This is a genomic window from Phycicoccus ginsengisoli (assembly GCF_054779295.1).
The window spans coordinates 39,776-60,938 of sequence record NZ_BAAGYN010000007.1 but is presented as its reverse complement, the minus strand read 5'-3'; the positions used below and the strand labels follow the sequence as shown (position 1 = coordinate 60,938).

Below are 21,163 nucleotides of genomic sequence, written 5' to 3'. Positions count from 1 at the left end.
AGCCTGGCAATCGTGGGCGAAGATTCGCGCTGCTGGCGAACCTTCACCAGCCTGGCGAATCGTGGGCGAAGATTCGCGCGGTGCCAGTCAGCCGGCGAGGTCCGGCGGGTCGACCCGGATCTGGAGCCCGGCCGCCTCCTTGCGGGCGCTGCGGACGGCGCGGACCCCGGCGAGCGCCTCCGCCAGCGCCGGTGCCCGGTCCAGCGGCGCGCGCAGCAGCACCCGCACCTCGTCCTCGCCGACCGACAGCGGGCCGAGCTGCTCGACGACGTCCGCGATGCCGAACCGGGCCAGGTCAGCCTGGTCGACGGCCGCGCGCACCGCCCGGCGCTCGCCGGTGACCGCGACCAGCGCCACCGTCGGCGGCAGGTGCAGGGCCGCACGGTCCGCGAGCTCGCGGCCGGCGAACCACGCGGGGTCCCAGCGCACCAGCGCCTCGACCACCGGCAGCGTCGTGTGGGTCGGGGCGCCGCACAGGACCACCTGTCCACCGTCGGCTGCGCCGCGGGTCAGGCCGGCCGCACCCAGCCAGCGGCGCAGGGCCTCCTCGGCGGCGTCGAGGGTCGCCCGGTCGAGCGAGGCCCAGGCGTCGAGCAGGAGGCAGGCGGCGTACCCACCCTCGGCGACGGGTTCGGCGCCGGGCGTGGCGATGACCAGGGCGGGCGTGGCGGCCACGGTGTCGAGCACCGCCCCGGCGCCAGAGGTGTGCACCGGCACGCCGGGGAAGGCGCGGCCCAGCTCCTCGGCGGTGCGCCGAGCCCCCACGACCGAGGAGCGCAGCTCCCGGCCACCGCACTCGCGGCACTCGAACCGGCCCACCCCGCGCCCGCACCAGCGGCAGGCCGGCTCGGCACCGCGCGCTGACTGGGCGACCGGGCCACCGCAGTGGCGGCACCGGACCGGGGCACGGCAGGTCTGGCAGGCGAGCGACGGCAGGTAGCCGCGACGGGGCACCTGCACGAGCACGGGCCCGGAGTCCAGGGCAGCCTTGGCGGTGCGCCAGGCGACGGACGGCAGGTGGGCGCTGGTAGCGGCGGGGTCCCGCTCGACGTCGAGGCCCTCTCCGGCCACCCGCACGCTGGGCACGGCCCCACGCACGGACGCCGCCGCGACGGTCCGGAGGGCGTCGGCCTCGACGAGCCGCTGGACGGCCACGCTGCGCGTGAACCCGGCGCTGAGGACTGCCGTCCCCTCCAGCGCGGCCCGCGCCAGCAGCACCTCGCGCGCGTGCGGGTAGGGCGCCCGGGGCTCGTCGAGCAGGTCGTCGCCGTCGTCCCACCAGGCCACGAGCCCCGGCGACCGGACCGGGGCGAACGCGGCGGCGCGGGTGCCGACGACGACCGAGACGTGGCCGCGGAGCACCTTGAGCCACGCGGTGTAGCGGGCCTGGGGGCCCTGGTCGGCGGTCAGCCGCACGTGACGGCCCTTCCCGAGCACGGCGGTGAGGGCGGTGTCCACCCGCCGCACGTCGCGGTGGTCGGGGACGACGATGACGCTGCCCCGGCCGCCGGCGAGGGTCGCGGCCGCGGCGGCGGCCAGCGCCGCCGGCCAGTCCTCGTCGGGCGTGCGCGGCGGCAGCGCGAGCAGGGAGGCGGCCGGGGACTCGCCCGAGGCGAGCCGGCTCAGGAACGCGGGGCCCCCGGCATACCGGCTCCACGAGGGCACGTGGTCGGGCGCCTCGGGCAGCGGGTCGGGCTCCGGCGCCAGCTCGGCGAGGGCCTTCTCGGCGGCTGCGTGGCGCGGGGGCACGGCCAGCCGCAGCACGTCGCCGAGCGTCCCGGCGTACCGGGCGGCCACGGCCCGGCAGAGCGCCAGCAGCGCGGGCGTGAGGACCGGCTCGGGCGACACCACGCGGCGCACCGGGGCGAGCCGACCGGTGTGCTCCGCCTCGGCCCGGCGCTCGAGGACGAAGCCGTCGAGGTCCTGGCCGGCGAACCGGACCTTGACCCGGGCACCCGGGACGGCGGTCGCGGTCATGGACTCGGGGACGAGGTACTCGAACGGCCGGTCGAGGTGCGCCAGCCCGGTGTCGACGACCACGGCGGCGACCGGGTCCGTGGCCGCTGCCTCCTGCTCCGGGCGCACCCGCGGGGTCTTGGGCAGGGCGGAGCGGATCAGCGCCAGCTGCTCCCCTGCTCCCGGTTCGGACACACCGGAAAACTAGTCGACCCGGCCGACAACCCTGCGGGGAAGGTGTCGGCCGGGTCGGCTCTCGTGGGGCGCGTGCGCGCCTCGTGCGCGCCTCGTGCGCGCCTCGTGGGCAGCTCGTCGGCCACGGCGGGGCCGCACCGCCGCCAGGTGCGGCGGCCTCAGCCCTTGACGGCCTTCTGCAGCGCCTCGACCCGGTTGGTGTGCTCCCAGGTGAACGGGTTGGACAGCCCGTCGAAGTGGGTGCGGCCGAAGTGGCCGTACGCCGCCGTCGGCTTGTAGATCGGCCGCAGCAGGTCGAGGTCCTCGACGATCGCGGCGGGGCGCAGGTCGAAGACGGTCGAGATCGCGCGCTGGATCGTGTCCACGGGCTCGGTCTCGGTGCCGAACGTCTCGACGTACAGGCCCACCGGCTGCGCCTTGCCGATGGCGTAGGCGACCTGGACCTCGCAGCGGCGGGCCAGGCCCGCGGCGACGACGTTCTTGGCGACCCAGCGCATGGCGTAGGCGGCGGAGCGGTCGACCTTCGACGGGTCCTTGCCGGAGAAGGCGCCGCCCCCGTGGCGGGCCATGCCGCCGTAGGTGTCGACGATGATCTTGCGGCCGGTGAGCCCAGCGTCACCCATCGGGCCACCGATCTCGAAGCGGCCGGTGGGGTTGATGAGCGAGCGGTACCCGGACGTGTCCAGCTCGGTGCCGTGGTCGGCGAGCTCGCCCAGCACCGGCTTGATGACGTAGTGCTCGATGTCCGGGCCCAGCAGGTCGTCGAGGGAGACGTCGGCGGCGTGCTGCGTCGACAGGACAACGGTGTCGAGGCGCACCGCGCGGTCGCCGTCGTACTCGATGGTGACCTGGGTCTTGCCGTCGGGCCGCAGGTAGGGCACCTCGCCGCTCTTGCGCACGGCGGTCAGCCGCTCCGAGAGGCGGTGCGCCAGGAAGATGGGCAGCGGCATGAGCTCGGGGGTGTCCTCGCAGGCGTACCCGAACATCAGGCCCTGGTCGCCCGCGCCCTGCTTGTCCCGCGGGTCGACGCCCCCCGTGCGGTTCTCGTAGGCCGTGTCGACGCCCTGGGCGATGTCGGGGCTCTGCTGCCCGATCGACACCTCGACGCCGCACGACGCGCCGTCGAAGCCCTTGGTCGAGGAGTCGTAGCCGATGCCGAGGACCGTCTCGCGCACGATCCGGGGGATCTCGACGTACGCCTCGGTCGTCACCTCGCCGGCGACGTGCACGAGCCCGGTGGTGACCATGGTCTCGACGGCCACCCGGCTGTGCGGGTCCTGGTCGAGCATGGCGTCGAGGATCGAGTCGGAGATCTGGTCGCAGATCTTGTCCGGGTGACCCTCCGTGACGGACTCGGACGTGAACAGGCGTGCGGACACTCAGGTCTCCTTGGGACGACGACGGTGCTGGCAGCGCCGGCCCGGTGTGCCGACGACCCCCGCGAGTGTAGTCGCGGCTACAGGATCTCCTGCACGGCGTCCCAGACCGCGGCGGCAACCTCCTCCTTGGAGGCGGGCCCGGCGTCGACGACGTGGCCGCTGCCCTGGCGCAGGATGTGCACGGTGTTGTCGTCGTGCCCGAAGGTCTTGTCGGCACCGACCTCGTTGACCACCAACAGGTCACAGCCCTTGCGGACCAGCTTGTCGCGCCCGTGCTCGAGGACGCTCCCCTCCGCGTCGCCCGTCTCCGCGGCGAACCCCACGACGACCGGGCTGGCGTCGTCGCCCCGGTCGCGGACCAGCCGCGCCAGGATGTCGGGGTTGCGGACCAGCTCGATGGTCGGGGCCGCCTCGTCCGGTCCGCCGTCCGGGCCGGTGCCGTGGCCCTTCTTGATCTTCGCCTCGGCGTAGCGCGCGGGCCGGAAGTCGGCCACCGCCGCGGCCATCACCACGACGTCGGCGTCCCGGGACGCGTCGAGCACCGCGTCCTGGAGCTCGAGGGCGGTCTGCACCGGGACGACAGTGACGCCGTCGGGGGCCGGCAGGGCGGTGTTCGCGGCCACCAGCACGACGTCGGCGCCACGCCGGGCCGCCACCCGGGCGAGGGCGTAGCCCTGCTTGCCGGAGCTGCGGTTGCCGAGGAAGCGGACCGGGTCCAGCGGCTCACGGGTGCCACCGGCACTCACGACGACCCGACGGCCCTCGAGCCCGTGCTCGTCGGCGGGCGTGGCGGCCGAGCGGCTCGCGTGCGCCGACTCGTCGGCGGGCACTGCGATGTCGGTCCGCGCCGCAGCGGGCGGGTGGGTCGGAGCACCCGGGTGCCCGTGCGCGAGGAGCCGGGCGCAGACGGCATACAGGTCCTCGGGCTCGGGAAGCCGGCCGGGACCGGTGTCGGCGCCGGTGAGCCGCCCACTGGCCGGCGGGACGACGTGCACCCCGCGCTCGGTGAGCGTCTCGACGTTGGCCTGCGTGGCCGGGTGCTCCCACATCTCGGTGTGCATGGCCGGCGCCATCACGACCGGGCAGCGCGCCGTGAGCAGGACGTTGGTGAGCAGGTCACCGGCCAGGCCGTGCGCCGCCTTGGCGAGCAGGTCCGCGGTCGCGGGGGCCACGACGACGAGGTCCGCCTGCTTGCCCAGGCGGACGTGCGGGACCTCGTGGACGCCGGACCACACGTCGGTGTGCACCGGCTTGCCCGACAGCGCCTCCCACGTGGGGGCGCCGACGAACTGCAGCGCCGACGCGGTCGGGACCACGGTGACGTCGTGCCCGGACTCGGTGAGCAGCCGCAGCAGCGAGCACGCCTTGTAGGCCGCGATGCCGCCACTGACACCGAGGACGATCCGCGCCATCGAGGACTCCCTGCGTCGAGGTGCCGAGGAGGGGTGTGGCTCAGGCCTCGATCGGCTCGGAGGTGACCAGTCCCTGGTTGATCTCGCGCAGCGCGATGGACATGGGCTTCTCGTGCACCTGGCTGTCGACGAGCGGCCCGACGTACTCGAGCAGGCCCTCCTGGAGCTGGCTGTAGTACGCGTTGATCTGGCGCGCGCGCTTGGCCGAGTAGATGACCAGGGCGTACTTGGAGTCGGCCTTGGTGAGGAGGTCGTCGATCGGCGGGTTGGTGATGCCGATGGGGTTGGCGACGGTTCCGGACACGGGGGGGCTCACATCTCTGTAGTCGGTTGCGTGCGCTGTCGCGGGACAGCTCGTCAGTGCGTTCGCATCAATGATACGAGTTCTTCGGCTGCCCGACGAACGTCGTCGTTGACGATGGTGACGTCGAACTCCTTCTCGGCCGCCATCTCGACCTTGGCGGTCTCGAGCCGGCGGGTGCGCTCCTCCTCGTCCTCGGTGCCCCGGCCGACGAGCCGGCGCACCAGCTCCTCCCAGCTCGGGGGGGCCAGGAAGACGAACAACGCCTCGGGCATCGTCCGGCGCACCTGGCGGGCGCCCTGGAGGTCGATCTCGAGCAGCGCCATGCGGTGGGAGGCGAGCGCCTCCTCGACCGGCCGGCGGGGGGTGCCGTAGGAGTTGCGGCCGTGGACGACGGCCGACTCGAGCAGCTCACCGTCGCGCTGCATGCGGGCGAACTCCTCCGCCCCGACGAAGTGGTAGTGGACGCCGTCCTGCTCCCCGGGCCGGGGGCTGCGCGTGGTCGCCGAGACGCTCAGCCAGACGTCCGGGAAGTGGTCGCGCACGTAGGCCGAGACCGTGCCCTTGCCGACCGCGGTGGGGCCGGCCAGCACGACGAGGCGGTGCGCTCGCCCGGAGTCCGCTGGGAGCGGCCCGCTCACGCCTCGTCGAAGCGGGTGAGCAGCGCGGAGATCTGGTTGGCCCCGAGACCGCGGACGCGACGGCTCTCGGAGATGCCGACCTCCTCCATGATCTGGCGGGCGCGCACCCGGCCGACGCCCGGCATCGACTCGAGCAGGGCGGAGACCTTCATCTTGCCGACGACCTCGTTGGCCTTGCCGTCGGCGATGACCTCCTTGAGGGACCCCTGGGCGTACTTGAGGCGGTTCTTGACCGCGGCACGCTCGCGTCGGGCGACCGCAGCCTTCTCCAGGGCGGCAGCTCGCTGCTCCGGCGTCAACGGGGGAAGGGCCACGGCTGCGTCTCCTTGTGCGGACGTGCGGGTGCACGTGGGTCGGGGTTGGGGGGCTGGCTCCGACTGTAGCAACCGCCGGGCGACTCTTCTCGCCCGAGGGCGCCGGGGCGGCGCCGTTGCGCGGTCAGCGCAGCAGGGAGGCCATCGTCTCGCTCGTCGAGCGCACCCGGTCGCGCAGCGCGGCCACGTCGGGGCCGGCCGACAGCACCTCGCGGCTGCTGGCGGGAAGCACGTCGGGCAGGGCGTCCCCGAAGACCCGTCGCAGGTCCTCGCCCGTGCCGCCCTGGGCGCCCACGCCGGGCGCCAGGAGGGGCCCGTTGACGGCGGCCAGGTCGAGCTGGAGCTCCTGGACGGCCGTGCCGACCGTGGCGCCCACGACCAGCCCCACGCTGCCGAGCTCGCCCCGCTCCCCCGCTGCGGCGTTCTCGGCGGCAGCGCTGCGAACGATGCCCTCCGCGACGCTCGTCCCGCCCAGCCGGGCGTGCTGGACCGTCCGGCCCTCGGGGTTGGACGTGAGCGCCAGGACGAAGACCCCGCGACCGGTCTGGGCGGCCAGGTCGAGGGCGGGGCGCAGCGACTCGAACCCGAGGAACGGGCTCAGGGTCACGGCGTCCCCGGGCGCCACGGCGTCCTTGCCGAGGAACGCCTCGGCGTAGGCCGCCATCGTGCTGCCGATGTCGCCGCGCTTGGCGTCCACGAGGACCAGGGTGCCGGCCTCCTGCAGGGCCCGCGTGGCCCGCTCGAGGACGGCGACCCCGGCGGAGCCGAAGACCTCGAAGAACGCCGACTGCGGCTTGACCACGGCCACGTGGCCGCCGAAGGCCTCGACGCAGGTCTCCGTGAACCGGGTCAGGCCCTCGAGGTCGTACTCCAGGCCCCAGGACTCGACCAGCGCGCGGTGGGGGTCGATGCCCGCGCACAGCGGTCCGTGGGTCTGCGTGGCGGCCCGGAGCCGCTGGCCGAAGCCGGCCTCGCTGGTCCCGCTCATGTCACGCCATCCTCTCGTGGGCGATCCCGACGACGTCCGTCAGCCGGCCGAAGCCCTTCTCCTGCAGCAGCTCGCGCAGCTCGCGGCCGACCCGGACCGGCGCGCTGGGGTCGTTGAACGCGGCGGTGCCGACCTGGACGGCCGACGCGCCCGCCGCGACGAGCTCGAGGGCGTCGCGCCCGGTCCGAACTCCCCCGACGCCGATGATCGGCACGGTCGGGAGCCGGCCCGCCCGCATGGCGGCCCGGGTCTGCCAGATCGCGCGCACGGCCACCGGGCGGACCGCCGGGCCCGACAGGCCACCGGTCACGCCGGCGACCTGGGGTCGCAGCAGGTCGGTGTCGATCACCATGCCGAGCAGGGTGTTGATCATGGTGAGCCCGTCGGCCCCGGCCTCGACCGCCGCCTGCGCGACCGTCACGATGTCGGTGACGTCCGGGGTCAGCTTGGCGAAGATCGGCACCTCCGGCGGCAGCTGCGGGCGCACCTGCGAGACGACGTCGGCCGAGGCGGCCGGGTCGCAGGCGAAGACGAGGCCGCGGTTGGCGACGTTGGGGCAGGAGATGTTGACCTCGACGCCGACGACTGCGGCGAACGCCTCGCTCGCGGCCAGCCGGCCCGCCACGTCGGCGAACTCGGCGCTCGTGCCACCGGCGATCGAGACCAGCACCCGGGCACCGGCCTCGTGCAGCCAGGCCAGGTCCTGCTCGACGAAGGCCGTGATGCCCGGGCCCTGCAGGCCGATCGAGTTGAGCATGCCCGACGGCGTCTCGGCCATCCGCGGCGTGCCGCGACCGGACCGGGGGTCGGCCATGACCGACTTGGTGACGAAGGCACCGAGCTCACGCAGGTCGAAGAAGCGGGCGAGCTCCTTGCCGTTGGCCGCGCAGCCGGAGGCCGTCATCATCGGGCTGGGCAGCCGCATGCCGGCGAGGTCCACCGACAGGTCGACCGTGGTGGCCGGGGTGGTGGTGGTGGTCATCAGTGGCCTCCCGTCCCCGGCGCCCCGACGGCGTCGTCGGGCACCCGGCACAGACCGTCCGAGAACGCGTCCCAGCGCACCCGGTCGCCGCGGAACACCGGGCCCTCGACGCACGAGCGCACCATCCGGGTCCGCCCGTCGTCACCCACCACCGGCATGACGCAGGTCATGCAGACGCCGACGCCGCACGCCATCGACTCCTCGACGGCGACGTGGGCCGTGGCGCCCTCGGCGGCCGCCACGTCGGTGATCGAGCGCAGCATCCCCATCGGGCCACATCCGTAGACGTTCCCGCCCCCGCCCGCGCGGCGGATCGTCTCGGGCAGCACGTCGGAGACCCAGCCGCGGGTCCCCTCGGACCCGTCGTCCGTCGTCACGGTGACACCGTCGGAAACCTCGCGGGCCTCCTGCACCCCGAACAGCTTCGACGCCGTCGCGGCGCCGAGGACCACCTCGACGTGGCAGCCCTGCGCGCGCAGCGACCGCGCCAGCCAGGCGAGGGGCGCGCTGCCGTAGCCGCCGCCGACCAGGACGCAGCCGACGGGCTCGTGAGGCACGGGGAACTCGCGACCGAGCGGGCCGATCACGTCGACCTCGTCTCCGGGGCGCAACGCGGCCAGCCACTCGGTGCCGGCGCCGACTGGCGAGATGACGACGTCGACCGTGTCGGTCGCCGGGTCGGCGCGGTGGAGGGAGAAGCAGCGGCGCAGGAGGTTCGCGCTCGTCGGGCCACCGACGGCCAGGGCGACGAAGTGGCCCGGCCGGGCGTGCTCCGCCAGCCCCGGCACCTCGAACGACAGGCGGTGGTACGCACCGACGACGTCGTTCGAGACCAGCCGCCCCGTGCCCTGCACGACCGGGGTGTCCCCGGCGACCGAGGTGTCCTGGGCGACGTCGCTCACCGGCGAGCCTCCACGGCATACAGGTCGAGGTCGCGCGCGTGCTCCTGGAGCGGCTTGACGCGGTACTCGCCCCGCAGCTGGGCCTCGATGCCCTGCACCGCGGCCGCGAGCTCCTGGACGGTGGTGACGATCGGCTTGTCCATCGAGGTCGTCGCGGCGCGGATCGCGTAGCCGTCGGCGCGCGCGTTGGGGCCGCTGGGCGTGTTGACCACCATGGCGATCTCGCCCGCGAGGATGAGGTCGACGATCGACTGCTCGGTCTCGTCGCGCTCGCTCACCTTGTGCACCACCTCGGACGCGATCCCGTTGCGCCGCAGGACATCCGCGGTGCCCGTGGTGGCCACGATCGTGAAGCCGAGGTCGGCGAGCCGCTTGACCGGGAAGATCATCGCCCGCTTGTCGCGGTTGGCGACGGAGACGAACACCTTGCCCGAGCGGGGCAGGCCCGACCCGGCGGCGAGCATCCCCTTGGCGAACGCCGTGCCGAAGTCGTCGTCGATCCCCATGACCTCACCCGTGGAGCGCATCTCCGGCCCGAGCAGGCTGTCGACGACCTGGCCGTCACGGGTGCGGAACCGCTTGAACGGCAGCACCGCCTCCTTGACCGCGACCGGCGCGTGGCTCGGCATCGACCCGCCGTCGCCGTGGGCGGGCAGCAGCCCCTCCTCGCGCAGCTCCTTGATCGTCGCGCCGAGCATGACCCGGGCGGCGGCCTTGGCCACCGGCACACCGGTCGCCTTCGCCACGAACGGCACCGTCCGCGACGCGCGCGGGTTGGCCTCCAGGACGTAGAGCACGTCCTGCGCGAGGGCGAACTGCACGTTCATGAGGCCGCGCACGCCGATGCCCTCGGCAAGCCGCAGCGTCGCCTCGCGCACCCGCTCGAGCTCGGCCACGCCGAGCGTCACCGGCGGCAGCGTGCAGGCCGAGTCGCCGGAGTGGATGCCGGCTTCCTCGATGTGCTCCATGATCCCGCCGAGGTACATCTCGGTGCCGTCGTAGAGCGCGTCGACGTCGATCTCGATCGCGTCGTCGAGGAACCGGTCGACGAGCACCGGGTGCTCCGGGCTCGCGACGGTCGCGCGGGTGACGTAGGTCGCCAGGGTGTCGTCGTCGTAGACGATCTCCATGCCGCGACCGCCGAGGACGTACGAGGGCCGCACCAGGACGGGGTACCCGATCTCCTGCGCGACCGCGACCGCCTCGGTCGCGCTGTATGCCGTGCCGTGCCGCGGTGCGGGCAGGTTCGCCTCGGCGAGCACGCGGCCGAACGCCCCGCGGTCCTCGGCGAGGTCGATGGCCTCCGGGCTGGTGCCGACGATCGGCACGCCCGCCTCCTTGAGCGCCTTGGCCAGGCCGAGCGGCGTCTGGCCGCCGAGCTGGACGATGACACCGGCCACCGGGCCGGCCTGCTGTTCGGCGTGGACGACCTCGAGCACGTCCTCGAGGGTGAGCGGCTCGAAGTAGAGCCGGCTGCTCGTGTCGTAGTCGGTGGAGACGGTCTCGGGGTTGCAGTTGACCATCACGGTGTCGTAGCCGGCGTCGCGCAGGGCGAAGCTGGCGTGCACGCAGGAGTAGTCGAACTCGACGCCCTGGCCGATCCGGTTCGGGCCGCTGCCGAGGATGATCACGGCCGGCTTCTCGCGCGGCTCCACCTCGGTCTCCTCGTCGTAGGACGAGTAGTGGTACGGCGTCTGCGCCGCGAACTCCGCGGCGCACGTGTCGACCGTCTTGTAGACCGGGCGCACCCCGAGTGCCTGGCGCACCCCACGGACGACCGCCTCCGGCATACCGCGCAGCGAGGCCAGCTGGCCGTCGCTGAAGCCGTGCCGCTTGGCCAGCCGCAGCAGCCTGGGGCTGAGCTCAGGGGCGGCGGCGATGCGCTCGGCGAGGGCGTTGACGAGCGCGACCTGGTCGAGGAACCAGGGGTCGATGCCCGTCTCGTCGTGCACCTCCTCGACCGAGAGGCCGCCGCGCAGGGCCTGCTGCACGGTGACCAGGCGCCCGTCGGTGGGCGTCTTCGCGATGTGCAGCAGGGTGCGGGCCTGCTCCTCGCTCGGCGTCGGGCCGTCCCAGTGGAACGTGCTGTCCTTGCGCTCGGCGGAGCGCAGCGCCTTCTGCAACGCCTCGGTGAAGTTGCGGCCGATGGCCATCGCCTCACCGACCGACTTCATCGTCGTGGTGAGGGTCGGGTCGGCGGCGGGGAACTTCTCGAACGCAAACCGCGGCACCTTGACCACGACGTAGTCGAGGGTCGGCTCGAAGCTGGCCGGCGTCTCGCGGGTGATGTCGTTGGGCACCTCGTCGAGGGTGTAGCCGATCGCCATCTTCGCGGCGATCTTGGCGATCGGGAAGCCGGTCGCCTTCGACGCCAGGGCCGAGGAGCGCGAGACGCGCGGGTTCATCTCGATCACGATGATGCGACCGTCGTCGGGGTTGACGGCGAACTGGATGTTGCAGCCGCCGGTGTCGACGCCGACCTCGCGGATGATCGCGATGCCGAGGTCGCGCAGCCGCTGGTACTCGCGGTCGGTGAGCGTGAGCGCGGGCGCCACGGTGATCGAGTCACCCGTGTGGACGCCCATGGGGTCGAGGTTCTCGATCGAGCAGACGACCACGACGTTGTCGGCGTGGTCGCGCATGACCTCGAGCTCGTACTCCTTCCACCCGAGGATCGACTCCTCGAGGAGCACCTCGGTCACGGGGCTGTACTGCAGGCCCGCGCCGCCGATGCGGCGCAGGTCGGTCTCGTCGTAGGCGAAGCCCGAGCCGAGGCCGCCCATCGTGAACGACGGCCGGACGACGACCGGGTAGCCGAGGTCGTCGGCGGCCGCGAGCAGCTCGTCCATGCTGTGGCAGATCATCGAGCGCGCGGACTCGCCGCCGCAGCGCTCGACGACGCCCTTGAACTTCTCCCGGTCCTCGCCGAGCTGGATCGCCTCGACGTTGGCGCCGATCAGCGGGCAGTTGTACTTCTCGAGCACCCCCGCCTCGTGCAGGGCGATGGCGCAGTTGAGGGCGGTCTGCCCACCGAGGGTCGCGAGCACCGCGTCCGGGCGCTCCCGGGCGATGATCGCCTCGACGATCTCGGGGGTGATCGGCTCGACGTAGGTCGCGTCGGCGAACTCCGGGTCGGTCATGATCGTGGCCGGGTTGGAGTTGACCAGGACGACCCTGATGCCCTCCTCGCGCAGCACCCGGCAGGCCTGCGTCCCGGAGTAGTCGAACTCGCACGCCTGCCCGATGACGATCGGCCCGGAGCCGATCACCAGGACGCTCTTGATGTCGTCGCGCTTGCTCACGCGCGGTGTCCCTTCTCCTTGTTGCCCTGCATGAGGGAGATGAACCGGTCGAACAGGTAGGCCGCGTCGTGGGGGCCGGCCGCGGCCTCGGGGTGGTACTGCACCGAGTACGCGGGCAGGTCGAGGCACTCCAGGCCCTCGACGACGTCGTCGTTGAGGCACACGTGCGAGACCCGCACCCGGCCGTATGCCGTGCCGTCGGCAGCGTCGCTGGGCGCCGGGACGCCCTCGGGCTCGAGCGGCGCGTCGACCGCGAAGCCGTGGTTGTGCGCCGTCACCTCGACCTTGCGCGTCGACCGGTCCATGACCGGCTGGTTGATGCCGCGGTGGCCGTACTTGAGCTTGTAGGTGCCGAAGCCGAGTGCCCGGCCGAGCAGCTGGTTGCCGAAGCAGATGCCGAAGAACGGGATCCGCGCGTCGAGGACCTGGCGCAGCACCCCGACCTCGGCGTCGGCCGTGGCCGGGTCGCCGGGACCGTTGGAGAAGAACACGCCGTCGGGACCGTGCTCACCCCCGACCCGGCGCACCTGCTCGAACGTCGTGGTCGCCGGCAGCACGTGCACCTCGATGCCGTGCTGCGCCATGAGGGCCGGCGTCATCGACTTGATGCCGAGGTCGACCGCGGCGACGGTGAACCGCTTCTCCCCCACCGCCGGCACGACGTACGGCTCGCGTGTGGTGACCTCGGCCGCAAGGGCCGCGCCCTGCATCAGCGGCGCGGACACGACCTCGGCGACGAGTGACTCGACCGGCTCGGACGCCCGGGCCCCCGAGAAGATCCCGACCCGCATGGCGCCGCGCTCGCGCAGGTGCCGGGTCAGGGCGCGCGTGTCGATGCCGCTGATGCCGACCACGCCCTGGGCCTCGAGGTCGTCCTCGAGCGACTGCTGCGAGCGCCAGTTGGACGGGCGCAGGGCGGGGTCGCGCACGACGTAGCCGGCCACCCAGATGCGGCGCGACTCGGGGTCCACGTCGTTGACCCCGGTGTTCCCGACGTGCGGGGCCGTCATCACGACGACCTGGCGGTGGTAGCTGGGGTCCGTCAGCGTCTCCTGGTAGCCGGTCATGCCGGTGGAGAACACCGCCTCCCCGACGGTGGCGCCGGTCGCGCCGTAGGCCTCACCGCGGAAGACGCGCCCGTCCTCGAGCACGAGCACGGCGTCGTCGCGGTCGAGGTCCAGCTGTGCGGCCACGCTCATCGGGTGGTCCCTCCTTCGGGTGCGGTGGGCTCGTGCCCGGTGTCGGTGCTCGTGTCGGTGGCGGTGCTCGCCGCGGTCTCGGTGTCGGTGCTCGCCGCGGTCTCGGTGTCGGTGCTCGCCGCGGTCTCGGTGCCGGTGCCCGCGGCGGTCTCGCTGTCAGCGCTCGTGTCGGCGTCGGTGCTCGTGCCGGTGTCGGAGGGGCCGTCGGTCGGCTGCCCCTCCGCCCGCTCGGAGCCGCCGCTGTGCCACCACAGGGCCGACTCGACGCGGTCGACGTCGGCGCGGTACCGCGGGTGGAAGCCGGTCTCGTACACGGCCCCGTCGTCGGCCCGCCACTGCAGGACGACCAGCCGGTTGGCACCGACGAACTTGCCGGCCATCCCCCGGTCGCGGCGCACGCTGAGCAACCGTGAGCGGGGCACGACCACGGTCGACTCCCCCTGCCGGTCGATGCGCACGAGCTGGTCGGGGTTCCCGCGGTCGACGGTGAGGGTCGCTCGGGACCGGTTGCCCAGACCCTCGACGGCCACCCGCTCGAGCCGGCTCTCGGCGGTCGTGGTGCTCACGTAGGTGCCCTCGACGACGACCGCGTGGCTGCGGTCCTCCCTCAGGGCCGGCGCCGGCGCGGCACCGTCCTGCGACCGGTGGCGCTCCACGGCGATGGCCGCCGAGGCGTTGCGCCGGCTCTTGCGCAACCACGCGGTATACAGGAGGGCGTAGATGAGCCCGAGGGCCACGAGCATGAGACCCACTGCCTGCAGTCGCGTCACGCGAGGGCCCCCTTCTGCGCGGTGACCCGGCCTCGCAGGACGGTGGCGTGGACGGCCCCCCGGAAGGTGCGGCCGTGCCAGGGGTTGTTGCGCGACAGGGAGAGCGAGGCACTGCGGTCGACGGTCACCTCGGCGCTCGGGTCGACGAGGGTGAGGTTCGCGGGCGACCCGGTCTCGAGCGGCCGGCCGTGCCCGGAGAGGCCGGCAATCCGGGCCGGGGCCGTCGACATGACCCGGGCCACGCCGGCCCAGTCGAGCAGCCCCGGACCCACCATGACGTCGGCCACCACGGACAGGGCCGTCTCGAGGCCGAGCATGCCGAACGCCGCGTCGACGAAGGCATGCTCCTTGTCGTGCCGGGCGTGCGGGGCGTGGTCCGTGGCGACGGCGTCGATGGTGCCGTCCGCGAGCGCGGCCCGCAGGGCGTCGACGTCCTCCTGCGGGCGCAGCGGCGGGTTCACCTTGTAGACCGGGTCGTACCCGGCGAGCAGGTCGGTGGTCAGCAGCAGGTGGTGCGGCGTCACCTCGGCGGTGACGTCGATGCCCCGCGCCTTGGCCCACCGGACGACCTCCACCGTCCCGGCGGTGGACACGTGCGCGACGTGGACGCGCGAGCCGGTGTGCCGCGCCAGCATGACGTCACGGGCGACGATGCTCTCCTCGGCGATGCCGGGCCAGCCCGGCAGCCCCAGCCGACCCGACAGCTCGCCCTCGTGGGCACAGGCCTGGCCGCCGGCCAGGTGGGGGTCCTGCGCGTGCTGGGAGACCACGCCGCCGAACGCCCGGACGTACTCCAGCGCCCGGCGCATCACCCGCGGGTCCGCCACGCAGTGCCCGTCGTCGGAGAAGACGCGCACGCCGGCCCGGGAGCGGTGCATGAGGCCCAGCTCGGCGAGCTCCTCACCGGCGAGACCCTTGGTGACCGCGCCCACCGGGACCACGTCGACCAGGCCGGCAACCCGCCCCAGGTCGAGGACGCGCTCCGCCGCCTCGGCCGTGTCCGTCACCGGTGTGGTGTTGGCCATGGCGAGGACGGCGGTGTAGCCGCCCACGGCCGCGGCGGCCGACCCGGACGCGATCGTCTCGGCGTCCTCCCGGCCGGGTTCGCGCAGGTGCGTGTGCAGGTCGACCAGGCCCGGCAGGGCCACCAGCCCGTCGGCGTCGAGGACGTCCGCGCCCTTGGCCGAGCGGATCGAGCCGACCTGGGTCACCACGCCGTCCTCGACGAGCAGGTCCTGGGCGCCCCGGCCGAGCAGGTCGGCCCCGGTCACGAGCAGCGCGGGCATCAGGCGTCCTCTCCTTCGTTGCCGGCCAACAAGTGGTAGAGCACCGACATCCGCACCGCCACCCCCGCACTGACCTGGTCGAGCACGAGGCTCTGGGCGGCGTCCGCAGCGTCTGCGCCGATCTCCAGCCCTCGGTTCATGGGTCCCGGGTGGCAGATGACGGCGTCCGGGTTGGCGGCGACGAGCGCGTCGAGCCGCGCCCGGGTGAGGCCGTAGCCGACGGTGTACTCGCGGGCCGTCGGGAAGAACCCGCCGCTCATCCGCTCGCGCTGGACCCGCAGCATCATCACCGCGTCGGCGGTGGGCAGCACGGCGTCGAGGTCGTTCTCCAGGGCGAACCCGTCGCGCTCCGACCAGGCCGTGATGCCGCTCGGCATGAGCGTCGGCGGGGCGACGAGGGTGACCCTGGCCCCCAGGGTCCGCAGGGTGATGAGGTTCGAGCGCACCACGCGGGAGTGGGTGAGGTCGCCGACGATGACGACGTGCCGCCCCTCGAGGTCCCCGAGCCGGTGCTCCATCGTGTACGCGTCGAGCAGCGCCTGGGTGGGGTGCTCGTGGGTGCCGTCCCCGGCGTTGACGACGTGCGCGTCGATCCACTGGCTGACCTGGTGGGCGGCGCCGCTGGCGGAGTGCCGGATGACGACGGCGTCGACGCCCATGGCCGCCACCGTCATCACCGTGTCGCGCAGGGACTCGCCCTTGGAGGTCGAGGAGCCCTTGCCGCTGATGTTGATGACGTCGGCCGAGAGCCACTTGCCGGCGATCTCGAAGCTGCTGCGGGTGCGGGTGGAGTCCTCGAAGAAGAGGTTCACCACCGTGCGGCCGCGCAGGGTGGGCAGCTTCTTGACCTCGCGCTTCTGCACGGCGTGCATCTCGGCCGCGGTGTCGAGCAGCTCGCGCACCTGCTCACGGCTCAGGTCCGCGGAGGACAGCAGGTGCCGGCGCGGTCGCGCCGGGGTCGGGGCGCCCGACGCCACGGGGTGGCCGAGGCCGGTCACGGCGGTGCTCATCGGGGCTCCCCTCCGGCGATGGTGACCTGGTCCTCGACCCCGTCGGGCTCGGCCAGCCGCACCCGCACCTTCTCGCTGCTCGAGGTCGGCAGGTTCTTGCCCACGTGGTCGGCGCGGATCGGCAGCTCGCGGTGACCGCGGTCGACGAGGACGGCCAGCCGGACGACGCGCGGCCGGCCGAGGTCCGAGAGGGCGTCGAGAGCGGCCCGGACGGTGCGGCCGGAGTAGAGCACGTCGTCGACGAGGACCACGACCTTGTCGTCGATCCCGGAGGCCGGGATGTCGGTGTGCATGGGGCTGCGCGTGGGCTGCCGGCGCAGGTCGTCGCGGTGCATCGTGACGTCGAGGGCCCCGACCGCGACCGGGACGCCTTCGACCTCCTCGATCAGCGCGGCGAGGCGGCGGGCCAGGGCCACGCCCCGGGTGGGGATGCCGAGGACGACGAGGTCGGCAGCGCCCTTGTTGCGCTCGAGGATCTCGTGGGCGACGCGGCGCAGCACCCGGGACACGTCGGCAGCGCTCATGACCGAGCGCTCGTCGGTGGCGGTCACGGCGGTGCCGGGGACCGTGGTGGGGGTGGCGGAGCCGGCGGGAGCGGTGGGCTCGACCTCGGCGGGTACAGCTGAGTCTGGACGCATGACGGCGCCTGGACCTCCTTCCCTGCCTCACTGGACAGGTCGTTAAAGGATGTCGGTCGGGAGCCACTGTAACGGGTCGACCCGTGAAGGTGCGACGCGGCCCACCACCCGGTAGGACCGAGGGGTGGCAGGCCCCCCGGGCACCGCCACCCCACCGACGGCGGCCGACCGTGGCACGCCGCGACACCGACAGGAGAGACGATGACGAGCACCCCCACCGTCGCGGTGCTGGGCACCGGCATCATGGGCGCAGGGATGGCCCGCAGCCTGCGCCGCGCCGACCTCCCCGTCCGCGTGTGGAACCGCAGCCGCGACAAGGCGGAGCCGCTCACCGACGCCGGGGCGACCGTGTACGCCTCCGCCGCCGAGGCGGTCACCGGGGCCGACGTCGTGGTCACCATGCTGTACGACCACGAGGCCGTGCGGTCCACGCTCGAGCAGTGCGCCGACGCGTTCGGCGCGGACACCGTCTGGGTGCAGGCGTCCACCGTCGGCGTCGCTGGCACCGAGGCCCTCTCGTCCCTCGCCATGCAGCGGGGGATCGCGTTCCTCGACGCGCCCGTGCTGGGTACGAGGGACCCGGCGGAGAAGGGCGCCCTCGTCCTCCTGGTCTCCGGTGACCGCTCGCTCGCCGAGCGTGTCCAGCCGGTGCTCGACGCCGTCGGCTCGCGGACCATGTGGGTCGGGGACGAGCCCGGTGCGGCGAGCCGGCTCAAGCTGGCGGTCAACTCCTGGGTGGCGACGATCAACGCCGGCGTCGGCCAGGCCCTGGCCCTCGCCGAGGGCCTGGGCGTGGACCCCAGGTTGTTCCTCGAGGCCATCGGCGGCGGGCCGACCGACACGCCGTACGCGCAGCTCAAGGGCGGCCTCGTCCTCGAGCGCGCGTACGCCCCCGCGTTCGCCGTCGACAACGTGTCCAAGGACGTCGGGCTCATGGTGGAGGCGGCGTCCGCGGCCGGCGTGGACACCGGCGTGCTGGAGGCGCTCGCCGCGGCCTACGCCCGTGCCTCCGCCCAGGGACACGGAGGGGACGACATGGCGGCGGTGGCCGAGGCGTTCCGCACGCGTCGGGGGGAGCGGCCGGAGTGAGCGGCCGCGCCGTGGCGCGTAGTCCTTCGGCATGATGACGCGCCACCGGTGCACGAGGACCGTGTGACGTGGACTGCCCGCGGTGAAGGGTCACGAGCGATCCGCCAGGGGGTCGCACCCCGTGGCCCCGTTCACCTCCAGGAGCACCAGCATGCACAGGAACGGACTGCTGCGACGCCTTGCCCTCGCCGTCGCCGGAACCACTGCCCTCGCCATCCCCGTCGCCCTGGCCCCCTCGGCCTCGGCGCAGACCAGCCCGGTCACCTGGCACGTCCGGGTGGGCGCCGAGTCGCCCGACATGGCCGTCAGCGCGATGGCCTTCCTGCCCAAGGAGGTCTGGGTCGACGCCGGAGACACGGTGCACTGGACGTCCGGCAGCGCAGAGCCGCACACGGTCACCTTCCTGGCGCCGGGGACCTCGCTACCCCCGTTCGTCCCGTTCGACCCGACGCAGGTCACCCAGCAGGGCGGCACGACGGAGGACGGCACGGCATACACGAACTCGGGGATCATGGCCACGCAGCCGATCTTCACGTTCACCAACCCGGCCACCAGCTACCAGCTGACCTTCCCGACCACCGGGAGCTTCACGTACTACTGCCTCGTGCACGGAGCGATGATGTCGGGGACGGTCCACGTGCGGGCAGCGGGCACGCCCTACCCGTACACGCAGCAGGACTACGACCGGGTGGGGAACGCACAGGCGCAGGCGGACCTGGCTGCGGGGCGCGACGCCTGGCGGGCGTCGAGGCAGGCGCACGCGACCACCGGCCACTCGGTGGAGGTCGGAATCGACGGTGACGGGTTCTCCGTGATGCGGTTCGTGCGTGACCACGTCGTCGTGCACGTTGGTGACACTGTCTCGTTCAGCACCACCGGTGAGGCACCGCACACCGTCACCTTCGGGCAGGAGCCGCCCATCCCGGCCCTGTTCGGCCCCTCCGGGGACCCGGCGCACTTTGCCGGCGGCGACCTGAACAGCGGGCTGCTCACGCCGGGCGTCCCGTTCTCCGTGACCTTCACGGCGACGGGCACCTTCCACTACATCTGCGCCATCCACGACGGCATGGGCATGGTCGGGGACGTCCTCGTCGAGCCCTGAGCCGACCGGCGGACGACCAGCTCATGGGGTGTGGCGGCGTGTCGCGCTCGACGCGCCGCTGCCGCCCACCAGCTGGTCGTCCGTCCACGTCGCAGTCCCCGCGCCCCTCGTCCCGGCCGGTCGGCGCTCACCCCAGGTGGCGCACCATGGCCACACGCCGGCCGGCCTGCGGGAGGCCGATCCGAGCCTCGGCCTGGAGCATCGGCGCCATCCACGCGGGGTCGGGCACCACCTCCGTGAACCCGAGCCGCGCGTAGAAGGGCCCGTTCCACGCGATGTCGGCGAAGGTGCGCAGCGTGATGCGGTCGAACCCCCTGGCCGCGACCTGCGCGCACGCCGCCTCCACCAGCGCGGTGCCGATCCCCCGGCGGGCGTGGTCCGGGCGGACAGCGAGCTGCTCGAGGTGCGCGTGCACCCCTGCCGGGCCGTCGCCGCTCCCATCGAGCAGAAGCACATGGGCGAAGCCGACGACCTCGTCACCCGCGACGACCGGGTCACTCGCGACGAGCAGGGAACCCGGCTCGGCCGCGCGGGCCTCGCCGCTGGGCGGCGTGCCCCACAGGCTCGTGTCCACGACCGCGTCGAACACCCGGTCCGCGGCGGCCTCGACCCCCGCCAGGTACGGCAGGTCGGCGGCGGTCGCCGGCCGCACGGCATACCGGCTCGCGCCGCCTGCGGCCCCGGCGTCCCCCGTCACGGCAGGTGGCTCAGGCGAGGGTGGGCTTGACCTCGGCCAGCCGGCCGAGCAGGCCGTTGACGAACTTCGGGCTGTCGTCGGTCGACAGGCTGGTCGCAAGCTCGACGGCCTCGGAGATCGCCACACCGACGGGGACGTCGTCGCCGTAGAGCACCTCGAACGCGCCGAGGCGCAGGATCGCGCGGTCGACGCTGGGCATGCGCTCCAGCGACCAGCCCTGCGAGTACGTCGTGAGCAGCTCGTTGATGTCGGTCCAGTGCGCGACGACACCCTCGACCAGGTCGGCGGTGTACTGGTTCAGCGGCGCCTCGGTGACCGGCTTCGCGAGCCGCTCGGCCAGCAGGTCGCGGGCGTTGAGCCCGCGCTGCTCGGCCTCGAAGAGGATGTCGACGGCGCGCTTGCGCGCCTTGGAGCGAGCAGCCACCTCAGCTCACGCGGCCGAGGTACGAGCCGTCGCGGGTGTCGACCTTGACCTTGGTGCCCTGCTCGAGGAACAGCGGGACGTTGATCGTCGCGCCGGTCTCGAGGGTCGCCGGCTTGGTGCCGCCGGTCGAGCGGTCGCCCTGCAGGCCCGGCTCGGTGTAGGTGATCTCGAGGACGACCGAGGCCGGCAGCTCGACGTAGAGCACGGTGCCGTCGTGGGTCGCGACCTGGGCGGTCTGGTTCTCCAGCAGGTAGTTCGCGGCGTCGCCGACGGTCGCCTCGGGGATGTGGATCTGGTCGTAGGTGTCGCCGTCCATGAAGACGTAGTCGCTGCCGTCCTTGTACAGGTACTGCATGTCGCGACGGTCCACGTTGGCGGTCTCGACCTTGACGCCCGCGTTGAAGGTCTTGTCGACGACCTTGCCCGACAGGACGTTCTTGAGCTTGGTGCGCACGAACGCCGGGCCCTTGCCGGGCTTGACGTGCTGGAACTCCACGACGGCCCAGAGCTGGCCCTCGATGTTCAGCACCATGCCATTCTTGAGGTCGTTGGTCGATGCCACGGGGAAGTCGCTTT

20 protein-coding genes are annotated in these 21,163 nt (G+C 73.4%); 2 read left to right on the top strand and 18 right to left on the bottom strand.

All coding sequences use genetic code 11. The features are described from left to right. Positions 1-87 precede the first annotated feature (87 nt). The 15 genes from ACYVDO_RS13095 to pyrR form a co-directional block, all read right to left on the bottom strand. Positions 88-2,151, bottom strand: a complete 2,064-nt coding sequence (locus tag ACYVDO_RS13095; protein ID WP_460936537.1) for a primosomal protein N' — start codon at positions 2,149-2,151, stop codon at positions 88-90. 158 nt (positions 2,152-2,309) lie between these two features. Next, positions 2,310-3,530, bottom strand: a complete 1,221-nt coding sequence (gene metK, locus ACYVDO_RS13090) for a methionine adenosyltransferase (RefSeq protein ID WP_460936535.1) — start codon at positions 3,528-3,530, stop codon at positions 2,310-2,312. Between the two features lie 77 nt (positions 3,531-3,607). Continuing rightward, a complete protein-coding gene (locus ACYVDO_RS13085) occupies positions 3,608-4,942 on the bottom strand; it encodes a bifunctional phosphopantothenoylcysteine decarboxylase/phosphopantothenate synthase (RefSeq protein ID WP_460936533.1) in 1,335 nt (444 codons plus the stop codon). A gap of 40 nt (positions 4,943-4,982) precedes the next feature. Then, positions 4,983-5,246: a DNA-directed RNA polymerase subunit omega gene (gene rpoZ / locus ACYVDO_RS13080; protein ID WP_460936531.1), complete on the bottom strand. Its 264-nt coding sequence runs from the start codon at positions 5,244-5,246 to the stop codon at positions 4,983-4,985. Between the two features lie 53 nt (positions 5,247-5,299). Then, on the bottom strand, positions 5,300-5,884 hold the full coding sequence (gmk, locus tag ACYVDO_RS13075) for a guanylate kinase (protein ID WP_460936529.1): 585 nt from the start codon (positions 5,882-5,884) through the stop codon (positions 5,300-5,302). Beyond that, positions 5,881-6,198, bottom strand: a complete 318-nt coding sequence (mihF, locus tag ACYVDO_RS13070) for an integration host factor, actinobacterial type (RefSeq protein ID WP_179420118.1) — start codon at positions 6,196-6,198, stop codon at positions 5,881-5,883. Before mihF ends, gmk begins: the two co-directional genes overlap by 4 nt. 124 nt (positions 6,199-6,322) lie before the next feature. Further along, complete coding sequence (gene pyrF / locus ACYVDO_RS13065) at positions 6,323-7,186, bottom strand: orotidine-5'-phosphate decarboxylase (RefSeq protein ID WP_460936526.1); 864 nt, start codon at positions 7,184-7,186, stop codon at positions 6,323-6,325. A gap of 1 nt (position 7,187) precedes the next feature. Continuing rightward, entirely contained in the window at positions 7,188-8,168 is a 981-nt protein-coding gene (locus tag ACYVDO_RS13060) for a dihydroorotate dehydrogenase (RefSeq protein ID WP_460936524.1), read from the bottom strand. Next, on the bottom strand, positions 8,168-9,070 hold the full coding sequence (locus ACYVDO_RS13055; protein WP_460936522.1) for a dihydroorotate dehydrogenase electron transfer subunit: 903 nt from the start codon (positions 9,068-9,070) through the stop codon (positions 8,168-8,170). Before ACYVDO_RS13055 ends, ACYVDO_RS13060 begins: the two co-directional genes overlap by 1 nt. Then, positions 9,067-12,372: a carbamoyl-phosphate synthase large subunit gene (gene carB, locus ACYVDO_RS13050; RefSeq protein ID WP_460936520.1), complete on the bottom strand. Its 3,306-nt coding sequence runs from the start codon at positions 12,370-12,372 to the stop codon at positions 9,067-9,069. Before carB ends, ACYVDO_RS13055 begins: the two co-directional genes overlap by 4 nt. After that, positions 12,369-13,571 (bottom strand): glutamine-hydrolyzing carbamoyl-phosphate synthase small subunit, encoded by a 1,203-nt coding sequence (carA, locus tag ACYVDO_RS13045; RefSeq protein WP_460936518.1) that lies wholly within the window; start codon positions 13,569-13,571, stop codon positions 12,369-12,371. The genes carB and carA overlap by 4 nt, the downstream gene beginning before the upstream one ends. Next, positions 13,568-14,341 (bottom strand): PH-like domain-containing protein, encoded by a 774-nt coding sequence (locus tag ACYVDO_RS13040; RefSeq protein WP_460936516.1) that lies wholly within the window; start codon positions 14,339-14,341, stop codon positions 13,568-13,570. The genes carA and ACYVDO_RS13040 overlap by 4 nt, the downstream gene beginning before the upstream one ends. After that, entirely contained in the window at positions 14,338-15,627 is a 1,290-nt protein-coding gene (locus tag ACYVDO_RS13035; protein ID WP_460936514.1) for a dihydroorotase, read from the bottom strand. Before ACYVDO_RS13035 ends, ACYVDO_RS13040 begins: the two co-directional genes overlap by 4 nt. Beyond that, the gene (locus tag ACYVDO_RS13030; RefSeq protein WP_460936512.1) at positions 15,627-16,637 is read right to left on the bottom strand and encodes an aspartate carbamoyltransferase catalytic subunit; all 1,011 of its coding nucleotides are present in this window, start codon (positions 16,635-16,637) and stop codon (positions 15,627-15,629) included. The genes ACYVDO_RS13035 and ACYVDO_RS13030 overlap by 1 nt, the downstream gene beginning before the upstream one ends. Beyond that, complete coding sequence (pyrR, locus tag ACYVDO_RS13025) at positions 16,634-17,275, bottom strand: bifunctional pyr operon transcriptional regulator/uracil phosphoribosyltransferase PyrR (RefSeq protein WP_460936510.1); 642 nt, start codon at positions 17,273-17,275, stop codon at positions 16,634-16,636. The genes ACYVDO_RS13030 and pyrR overlap by 4 nt, the downstream gene beginning before the upstream one ends. A 201-nt stretch (positions 17,276-17,476) precedes the next feature. Here pyrR and ACYVDO_RS13020 point away from each other — a divergent pair, with 201 nt between their 5' ends. Together ACYVDO_RS13020 and ACYVDO_RS13015 are read left to right on the top strand one after the other, a co-directional pair. Next, the gene (locus tag ACYVDO_RS13020) at positions 17,477-18,364 is read left to right on the top strand and encodes an NAD(P)-dependent oxidoreductase (RefSeq protein WP_460936508.1); all 888 of its coding nucleotides are present in this window, start codon (positions 17,477-17,479) and stop codon (positions 18,362-18,364) included. Positions 18,365-18,515: 151 nt separating this feature from the next. Then, positions 18,516-19,466, top strand: coding sequence for a cupredoxin domain-containing protein (locus tag ACYVDO_RS13015; protein WP_460936506.1), 951 nt, complete (start codon positions 18,516-18,518; stop codon positions 19,464-19,466). Positions 19,467-19,593: 127 nt separating this feature from the next. On the opposite strand, the gene ACYVDO_RS13010 is transcribed toward ACYVDO_RS13015, so the two are convergent. From ACYVDO_RS13010 to efp, 3 genes are read right to left on the bottom strand one after another with little or no spacing between them, the layout of a single operon-like run. Next, on the bottom strand, positions 19,594-20,163 hold the full coding sequence (locus ACYVDO_RS13010) for a GNAT family N-acetyltransferase (protein ID WP_460936504.1): 570 nt from the start codon (positions 20,161-20,163) through the stop codon (positions 19,594-19,596). Positions 20,164-20,173: 10 nt separating this feature from the next. After that, positions 20,174-20,587: a transcription antitermination factor NusB gene (gene nusB / locus ACYVDO_RS13005; RefSeq protein WP_460936502.1), complete on the bottom strand. Its 414-nt coding sequence runs from the start codon at positions 20,585-20,587 to the stop codon at positions 20,174-20,176. Between the two features lies 1 nt (position 20,588). After that, complete coding sequence (efp, locus tag ACYVDO_RS13000) at positions 20,589-21,149, bottom strand: elongation factor P (protein ID WP_460936500.1); 561 nt, start codon at positions 21,147-21,149, stop codon at positions 20,589-20,591. Positions 21,150-21,163 lie beyond the last annotated feature (14 nt).

Coding starts and splice junctions, on each gene's coding strand:
- ACYVDO_RS13085 (WP_460936533.1), bottom strand. CDS start 4,942: ATGGCGCGGATCGTCCTCGGTGTCAGTGGCGGCATCGCGGCCTACAAG.
- pyrF (WP_460936526.1), bottom strand. CDS start 7,186: ATGAGCGGGACCAGCGAGGCCGGCTTCGGCCAGCGGCTCCGGGCCGCC.
- ACYVDO_RS13060 (WP_460936524.1), bottom strand. CDS start 8,168: ATGACCACCACCACCACCCCGGCCACCACGGTCGACCTGTCGGTGGAC.
- carA (WP_460936518.1), bottom strand. CDS start 13,571: ATGAGCGTGGCCGCACAGCTGGACCTCGACCGCGACGACGCCGTGCTC.
- ACYVDO_RS13035 (WP_460936514.1), bottom strand. CDS start 15,627: ATGCCCGCGCTGCTCGTGACCGGGGCCGACCTGCTCGGCCGGGGCGCC.
- ACYVDO_RS13030 (WP_460936512.1), bottom strand. CDS start 16,637: ATGAGCACCGCCGTGACCGGCCTCGGCCACCCCGTGGCGTCGGGCGCC.
- pyrR (WP_460936510.1), bottom strand. CDS start 17,275: ATGCGTCCAGACTCAGCTGTACCCGCCGAGGTCGAGCCCACCGCTCCC.
- ACYVDO_RS13020 (WP_460936508.1), top strand. CDS start 17,477: ATGACGAGCACCCCCACCGTCGCGGTGCTGGGCACCGGCATCATGGGC.
- ACYVDO_RS13015 (WP_460936506.1), top strand. CDS start 18,516: ATGCACAGGAACGGACTGCTGCGACGCCTTGCCCTCGCCGTCGCCGGA.